The sequence below is a fragment of the Streptomyces sp. NRRL S-87 genome (assembly GCF_000719335.1).
Taxonomy (GTDB): Bacteria; Actinomycetota; Actinomycetes; order Streptomycetales; family Streptomycetaceae; genus Streptomyces.
In genome coordinates this window covers 82,122-90,376 of record NZ_JOGB01000026.1, presented here as the reverse complement: position 1 = coordinate 90,376, position 8,255 = coordinate 82,122, and the positions used below count along the sequence as shown (strand labels likewise).

General features: G+C 73.3%; 5 protein-coding genes. 3 read left to right on the top strand and 2 right to left on the bottom strand.

Annotated elements, in window-relative coordinates; genetic code table 11:
• From IF43_RS0118405 to IF43_RS38145, 3 genes are all read left to right on the top strand, one after another.
• A partial coding sequence (locus IF43_RS0118405; RefSeq protein ID WP_030201517.1) for a CDP-glycerol--glycerophosphate glycerophosphotransferase occupies nt 1–1,987 on the top strand: 1,987 nt, incomplete at its 5' end.
• 19 nt (nt 1,988–2,006) lie between these two features.
• Nucleotides 2,007–3,209 (top strand): glycosyltransferase, encoded by a 1,203-nt coding sequence (locus tag IF43_RS0118400; RefSeq protein ID WP_051795603.1) that lies wholly within the window; start codon nt 2,007–2,009, stop codon nt 3,207–3,209.
• Nucleotides 3,210–3,539: 330 nt separating this feature from the next.
• Entirely contained in the window at nt 3,540–5,441 is a 1,902-nt protein-coding gene (locus IF43_RS38145) for a glycosyltransferase family 2 protein (RefSeq protein WP_051795601.1), read from the top strand.
• 75 nt (nt 5,442–5,516) lie between these two features.
• Here IF43_RS38145 and galE read toward each other — a convergent pair whose 3' ends face one another.
• Nucleotides 5,517–6,515 carry a UDP-glucose 4-epimerase GalE gene (gene galE / locus IF43_RS0118390; protein WP_030201511.1) on the bottom strand — a complete coding sequence of 333 codons (999 nt, stop codon included), beginning with the start codon at nt 6,513–6,515 and terminating at the stop codon, nt 5,517–5,519.
• Nucleotides 6,512–8,227, bottom strand: coding sequence for a glycosyltransferase family 2 protein (locus IF43_RS0118385; protein WP_324605118.1), 1,716 nt, complete (start codon nt 8,225–8,227; stop codon nt 6,512–6,514). The genes galE and IF43_RS0118385 overlap by 4 nt, the downstream gene beginning before the upstream one ends.
• Between the last annotated feature and the right edge of the window lie 28 nt (nt 8,228–8,255).

The window sequence follows — 8,255 nt, the reverse complement described above, 5'->3', positions numbered from 1 at the left end:
CCTCGACACCCTCGACCCCGCCGCCTACGACCACGTCCAACCCCTCCAAGCCATCTGCGCCTACCTCCTCAAGCAGGAGGACTGGGACAACCTCCTCCCCGCCGCCGAGGCCCTCACGAACAAGGGCCGCCTGACCTCCCCGCTCGCCGAGCGGGAAGGCCGGATCTACTGGTGCGAGGAACACCTGGACGAGCCCGAGGCGCGCCGGATACTGGACGTCACCGCGGACGGGTTCCACACCCGCCCGCTGGCCTCGCTGTTCCTCGGCAACCGGCTCACCTCGTACGCGGACGACGGGCAGGGCACCGTCCGGCTGGCCGGCGAGGTCGTCAACCCGCTGGGCCGCATCAGGCCGGACGCGAAGCTGAGCGCCGAGCTCGAGTTCCGGGCCCGCCGGCGGGTCGCCGGGCAGTCCTTCCGCTTCCCCGTCGCCTCGGTCCGGCACGCGGGCCGCACGATCCGGTGGTCGGCGGAGGCGGACGTGGCGCGCAAGGTGCGCCCGCTGGGCGTCATCGACGCGGTGTGGGACGTACGGCTGGTCCTCAAGGCCGACGGCGACACGCTGAACACCCGCGTCGCGGTCGGCGGTACGGACCTCGAGCCGGCACAGGCACTGCGGGTGCGGCCCCGCCTGACGCGGCTGGTCTCCGACCGGTTCACCCCGGAGATCACCAAGAAGGGGAACCTGTCGTACGTCCTGACCGCCGAGGGCAAGGCCACGGTGCGCACGACCGAGCTGCTGGAGGGCGCCATGCGCTCCAAGGCCGCCGGCGTCGTCAAGAAGGGCCTGCGGCGCGCCCTCAAGGCGAAGCGGAACCTCGGCTCGGGCACGCAGAAGGTCAAGGTCTACCACGAGGTGTTCTCGAAGCTGCCGGTCAAGAAGGGCCTGGTCGTCTTCGAGAGCCACCTCGGCAAGCAGTACAGCGACAGCCCGAAGGCCATCTACGAGGAGATGCGGGCCCAGGGCGTGAAGTTCGACGCCGTCTGGTCGTACGCGGGCGGCAAGCCCACCGGCTTCCCGAAGGACGCCGTCCTGGTCAAGCGGTGGGGCTGGCAGTACCTGCGGGCGCTGGCCCAGGCCGAGTTCTGGATCGACAACCAGGGCTTCCCGCTGGCGCTGACGAAGCGGGCGGGGACGACGTACATCCAGACCTGGCACGGCTCCGCGCTGAAGCGCATGGGCTTCGACGAGCCGCGCATCAAGGCCCAGGGCCGCTCCCAGCAGGACGGCTTCCAGCGCGCCCTGGACCGCTTCGACCACTTCCTGATCCGCTCCGAGCACGACACGCGCACCCTCGCCAAGGGCTTCCGGCTGAAGGAGTCCGTGCTGCTGCGCACGGGCTACCCGCGCAACGACGCCCTCGTGGCGGCCCACGGCGCGGAGCAGCGCGGCGGCGAGCGCGAGCGCGGGAAGCTGGCGGCGGAGCTGGGCATCCCGCCCGAGAAGAAGGTGCTGCTGTACGCGCCGACGTTCCGGGCCTCCGCGGACGGCGCGGTACGGGGCTTCTCGCTGCCGTTCGACGTGGAGGAGTTCGCCGAACGCTTCGGCGACCGCTTCGTGCTGCTGGTGCGCACGCACTACCTCAACAACGTGACCCTGCCGCCCTCGGTGCGCGGGAAGGTCGTCGACGTCACCCGGCAGCACGACATCACGCCGCTGCTGACCCTGGCCGACGGCCTCATCACGGACTACTCGTCGGTGATGTTCGACTACGCGCTGCTGGACCGGCCGATGGTCTTCTTCGCGTACGACTACGACGAGTACAAGAACGACATCCGCGGCACCTACTTCGACCTGAAGGAGAAGGCGCCCGGACCGGTCGTGGCCACGGCCGAGGAGCTGTTCGAGACACTCGACGGCTTCGACGGCACCGATCCCAAGTTCTCCGAGGCCCGCGAGCGGTTCCGCGCCGAGTTCGGCGAGTTCGACCAGGGCACCGCGGCCCGGCAGATCGTCGAGAGGTTCTTCCCCGGGAGGGGCAAGTGACGACGCCCAGGAGGGGCATGTGACGACGGAGCAGGCCCTCGCCCCCGCCCCCGCCGACCCGGCCGACGCGCCGGGCGGCCGGGACATCTTCCTCGTCTGCAACAGCGTGGACGAGCTCGGCGGGGTGACCACCTGGACCCACCAGATGGCCCGGCTCTTCGCCGGCCGCGGCCACGGCGTCCACGTCATCGGCATCGCACCGGTCGAGGAGCACCTCCGCCAGGAGCTCCCGGCCGTGCTGCCGTACCGCACCACGACCCTCTACGCGGAGCGGCCGCCGAGCATCCCGCCGATGGAGGGCCTCAAGGGCCGGCTGAACGCCGCCGAGCGGGCCCGCCGCGCCGCCCGGGCGAATCTCATGAAGGAGAAGGCGGACCGGCTGTCGGCCCTGTTCCGGGCCGCCCGCCCCGGCGCGGTCGCCGTCGTCACCCAGGTGTGGGCGATGGAGTGGGTGGCGCTGGCCGACACCAGGAACGTCACGCTCGTCGGGATGAGCCACGAGTCGTTCGAGGCCAGCACGAAGTCCTCGCGCGGCGCCCGGGTGCGCCGCTACTACAAGGACGTCGACCGCCTGCTGGCCCTCACGCCCGAGGACGCGGACAAATGGATCCGCGCCGGGATGGAGAACACCGGCAGCATGCCCAACCCGCTGCCGTTCCTGCCGGAGGCCCCCGCGCCGCGCACCGCGAAGGTCGTCGCCTGCATCGGCCGGCTCTCGGACGAGAAGGGCGTGGACCTGCTGCTGGACGCCTGGGCCGAGGTGGCGCCCCGGCACCCGGACTGGACACTGCGCGTCTACGGCGCCGGCGACGACGAGCGCATGCTGCGCGGCCGCACCACCGAGCTGGGCCTGGACGGGTCGGTGGAGTGGATGGGGCGGACGGCCGACGTCCTGGGCGCCCTGAGGGGCGCGTCGGTGTTCGCCCAGGCGTCCCGCGCCGAGGGGTTCCCGATCACCCTGCTGGAGGCCATGGCGGCCGGCGTGCCGTGCGCGGCCTTCGACTGCGCACCGGGCGTCCGCGAGATCATCCGCGACGGCGAGGACGGCCTGCTGGCCCGGGTGGGCAACACCACCGAGCTGGCCGGCCACCTGGAGCGGCTGATCTCCGACAAGGCACTGCGCGACCGCCTCGGCGACGCGGCGTTCGCGAACGTGCGGCGCTACTCCCCCACCGAGATCACCGACCGCTGGGAGGCGCTCTTCGCCTTCCTGCAGCGCTAGGGCCTGCCGTCAAACTCCCGTCTGCCCCGCGACGCCTGGCACGCACTCTCGCCGCACCGGGCGCAAGACCGAGTACGCCCAGTACGAGGCCTTGCACCCGGCGCACCGAGAGCACGCACCAGACGCCGCAGGGCCGCCCTCCGGGCGACGACGGGACTTTGACGACAGGCCCCAGGGAGTGCTCCCGCGGCGCCGGCCGGGCGCCTTCGACGAGGATCTTTCCGGCAGAGGCGACAGGTCGCCACCCGAGGAGTGGTGGCCCGTCGCCCTCGTCCGTAACCTCGGGGTTCAGACAGGCAGTCTGGGCCACGAACCCGAGGAAGTACCCGCATGCGCTCGCGCGTCAGTGTCGTCATACCGGTCCACAACACGGAGCGGTACCTGCAGCGCTGCTTCGAGTCCGTCGCCGCCCAGACCCTGGGCCAGGACCGGATCCAGGTCATCGCCGTCGACGACGGCTCCAGCGACGGCTCCGGCGCGTGGCTGGACGCCTGGGCGGCCGGCCGGCCGAACACCACGGTGGTCCACCAGGAGGCCTCCGGCGGCGCCGGCAAACCCCGCAACGTGGGCATCGAGCACGCCACCGGCGAGTACCTCTTCTTCCTCGACTCGGACGACTACCTCGGCGAGGAGGCCCTCGAACGCCTGGTCGCCATGGCCGAGGCCGAGGGCTCGGACGTCGTCTACGGCCGGATCGTGGGCATCGGCGGCCGTCCCGCCCCCATCGACCTGCGCACCACCAGCCCCGACGTCAGCATCTTCGACTCGCCGGTCTACTGGACGCTGGCCGCCTACAAGCTCTGGCGCCGCACCCTCATAGAGAAGTACGAGCTGCGGTTCACCGAGGGCTACCTGCTGAACGAGGACCTGCCCTTCGCCGTGCACGCCCTGCTGCACGCGTCGAAGATATCCGTGGTCGCCGACCACGACTGCTACTACCTCGAGGGCCGCGGCGACGGTACGAACGCCAGCGAGCAGGACGTGGACTGGGTCCGCCAGCTGGAGTACGTCTCCGGCATCCTCGACCTGGTCGCCGAGCACGTCCCCGAGGGCGCGGACCGCGACAAGCTCATGGAGCGCCACTTCCACGGCGAGGTGCTGGCCATGTTCGGCACCTCCTACCTCGCCCGCGACGGGGCCGGCCGCCGCGAGATGGTGGAGGCCGCCGCCCCGCTGGTGGACAAGTGGCTGACCGAGCGGATCACCGCCGCGCTGCCGCCGCGCCTGCGGTTGCGCGCCCACCACATCGGCCGCCGCGACGTCGACCGCCTGACCGCCGTCGTCGAGGCCGACACCGGCCGCGAGACCGGCCCCGCCGTCATCGAGGGCGACCGCGCGTACGCCGCCTACCCGGGCTTCCGCGACGAGGCGGCCGGGACCCCGGACTCCCTGTACGACCTGACCTCCCGCGTCTCCCTGCGCCACGAGCTCTCCGGCTACCACTGGGACGGGCCCGTGCTGCGGCTGACCGGACGGGCCCGACTGGAGGGCCTGGGGGCCGCCACCGAGCAGCGCGCCGGCATCCGGCTGCGCCGCCAGGGCTACACCTACTGGGTGCCGGCCGAGACCGACGAGGACGGCACCTACACGGCCGCGATCGACGTGGGCCGGGCCGCGGACGGCGGGCCGCTGCCGGACGGCATCTGGACCCTGCGCATCACCGCAGCCGCCGGCGAGCTCAGCAAGGACGCCTGGCTGCCGGGCCCGGCGGGCCCCGAGTACGAGGCGGCGCCGGAGCCGCGGATCGTGGACCGCGGCCGCGGAGCGGGCCTCACGCCCGCGACCGTGTTCCTCTCCGAGCCGCACCGGCACGTCAACCTCGACATCGGCGCCACCCGCTACCCGCTGGGCGGCGACGCCCGCGGGGCGGTGCACCTGGGCCCCCTGGGCCGCACCACCGTGGAGGCCTCCGCGACCGTTCCCGGCTGGCCCGCGGACGCCCCCGTGCGGCTGGTGCTCACCGCGCCGGACCGGGCGCCCTTCGTGACCGGAGGCAGTCCCGGCGGCTTCGCCCCCGACCGGGTCTCGACGAGCGCCGGGCTGCGCGGGGTGCCGGTGGGGACGTACGAGCTGGGCCTGCGCCTGGAGTCCGGGGGGTACCTGCTGGACCTGCCGGTGCGCGGGGCGGACGGCGGGCCGGTGATGGTGACCGTACGGCCGTCCGTGTCGCGGCGCCTGGTGCGCCGGGCCCGCCGGACGCTGGGCCGGGCCCGCCGCGGCGTGGCGCGCTGAGCGGACGCGAAAGGGCCGCCCGCCCCGGAGGGATCCGGGGCGGGCGGCCCTCGCGCCGTCGGTGGGGCTTGGGGGTCAGAGGACCTCGGAGCCCGCGGGTGCGCGGTGCAGGCCCCAGCCCGCCCACGCGGAGGAGATCATCTCGCGGACGTCGTGGCGGGCCTTCCAGCCCAGCTCGCGCTCGATGAGCGCGGCGGAGGCCACGACCCGGGCCGGGTCGCCGGGGCGGCGCGGGGTGACGACCGGCTCGACGGTGTGCTCGGTGATCTCGTTGATGAGGTCGACCATCTCGCGCACGGACGCGCCCTCGCCGCGGCCGATGTTGACGGTCAGGTCGCGGCTGGTGCCGGCCCCCGCCCACTCGGCGAGCTTGCGGGCCGCGGCGACGTGGGCGTCCGCGAGGTCCTCGACGTGGATGTAGTCGCGGATGCAGGTGCCGTCGGCGGTCGGGTAGTCGTCGCCGAAGATCCGCGGGGCCTCCCCGGCGTCGAGCCGCTCGAAGACCATCGGGACCAGGTTGAACACGCCGGTGTCGGCGAGCTCAGGGGCGGCCGCGCCGGCCACGTTGAAGTAGCGCAGGCAGGCGGTGGCGATGCCGTGCGCCCGGCCGGCCGCGCGCACCAGCCACTCGCCGGCGAGCTTGGTCTCGCCGTACGGGCTGAGCGGCTGGCACGGGGTCTGCTCGGTGACGAACTCGACGTCCGGCATGCCGTACACGGAGGCCGAGGACGAGAACAGGAAGTTCTTGATCCCGGCGGCCGCGACCGCCTGCAGCAGGACCGTCAGGCCCTGCACGTTCTCGTGGTAGTAGTACAGCGGCTTCTCGACCGACTCGCCGACCTGCTTCTTGCCCGCCAGGTGGACGACGCCGGTGATGTGGTGGGCGCGGAAGGTCTCGTCGAGGATCAGGCGGTCCAGGACGGAGCCGACCACCAGCGGGACGCCCTCCGGCACGCGGTTCGCGTCGCCCGTGGACAGGTCGTCCAGCACGACGACCTGCTCGCCCGCGAGCAGCATCGCCCGCACCACGTGCGAGCCGATGTAGCCGGCGCCACCGGTGATCAGATACGTCATTCGTTACTCCCGTGTCCTGTCCTGCCTGCTGTGCCGCGGGCCGCCCTGGCCATCCGCGCCCGGTCCAGCCGGTTCCTGAGGAGGCTCACCACGCCGTGCATTCCGGGGGCGAGCCGCAGGGCGAGCGAGCCGCTGGAGGTCGCGTACGACTGCACCAGCAGCACACCGTACCTCCTGCTGGGGACGGCCCTGCGGCTCAGCCGGTTCCCGGTGCACCGCAGGGCGGCCAGCAAAGAGCCGCCCTCCTCGCACTCCACGCGCAGCCGTACGTCCCAGATCTGCAGGCCCCGGCGGCCGCCGCGGCGGCCTGCGGAGGCCAGCGCGGTGAGGCCGACCGGCAGCAGCGCCGTCCAGGTCCCGTCCTCCTGCGGGGTGAGGGCGACCGGGCGGGCCACGGTCGGCTCGTCACCCCTGCGGGCGGAGAACTCCAGGCGGGCGGTGCGCGGGCGGGCCGCGGCCAGGCGCCCGTACAGGTCGTGCAGGCGCACCTTGACCTGCCCGTCTATGCCGGTGAGCAGTTCCCCGTCGGCGGTGACGGGCAGGGCGGCCGGCGGCAGCTCGTCGAGCCCGTCGAGGACGGCCCCGGGCAGCGCCTCGCTCCACACCGCGGTGCCGTCGGCGGCGCGCGCGTACGGGGGCACCAGGCGCGGCGGGTCGGCGGCGAACCGCACCAGGCGGTCCACGTCGGCGGGCGGGGTGTCGGTGGCGCGCAGGACGTTCACGATCCAGCGGGCCGGGGCGTCGGCGGCGGCGATCTCGGCCGGCTCGAAGCCCTCCAGGTACGTGCGGGTCAGCGTCCACCACTCGGCCTGGTAGCCGGGGTCGGTGCCCAGCTCGCGCAGGTACATGCGCAGGTCGTACTCGAGGAACTTCACCCGGCAGGCGTGGACCAGCGTCTCCGCCTGCGGGGCCCCGGAGCCCCGCAGGATCTCGACGGCGCGGCGGTGGGCCTCGACCCGGGCACGCCAGTTGCCGATGTCCTTGCGGTCGAGGGAGATGGAGACCTGGGCGGCGCTGCGGCGCACGTGCCAGACGTAGACGAGGTCGGGGACGACGGCGATGCGGGGGGCTGCCGCCAGGACCTGCGCGGTGAAGACGAAGTCCTCGTAGACGAACCGACCGTCGGGAAATCGGATCGCATGCTCGTCCAGGAAGGACCGCTCGTACAGCTTGTTGACGCACAGGGTGTCGCGGACCAGCTCGGGCATGTCCGCGGGGCGCTCGACCACGGTCGGCGCGGCCCGGTACAGGCCCGGCACCCACGGCACGTCGTGCTGCTGGGGCAGCTCCCGGCGCACGCAGGCCCCGACGGTGACGGGGGCCCCGTGCTCGCGCGCGGCGCGCAGCAGGGCCGTGACGGCACCCTGGGCCAGCACGTCGTCGCTGTCGAGGAACAGGACGTACGGCGCGGTCGCGGCCGCGATGCCGTCGTTGCGGGGGGTGCCGCAGCCGCCGCTGTTCTCGGTGCGGTGGATCACCCGCACGCGGGTGTGGGCCGCGGCCAGCTCGTCCAGCACCCGACCGGTGCCGTCGGAGGAGCGGTCGTTCACGGCGATGACCTCGCGGACCTCCGGCCCCTGGGCGAGGGCGGAGCGCACCGCTTCGGCAACGAGACCGGCGTCGTTGTAGGCGATCACCACGACGGCGACGCTGCCGTCCTTACGGGTGGAACCTTCGGTTCCACCCGGGTGCTGAGGGAGCACGTTACTCACCCGGGGATCCTACGGGAGCAGGGTGAAC

Coding starts and splice junctions, on each gene's coding strand:
- galE (WP_030201511.1), bottom strand. CDS start 6,515: ATGACGTATCTGATCACCGGTGGCGCCGGCTACATCGGCTCGCACGTG.
- IF43_RS38145 (WP_051795601.1), top strand. CDS start 3,540: ATGCGCTCGCGCGTCAGTGTCGTCATACCGGTCCACAACACGGAGCGG.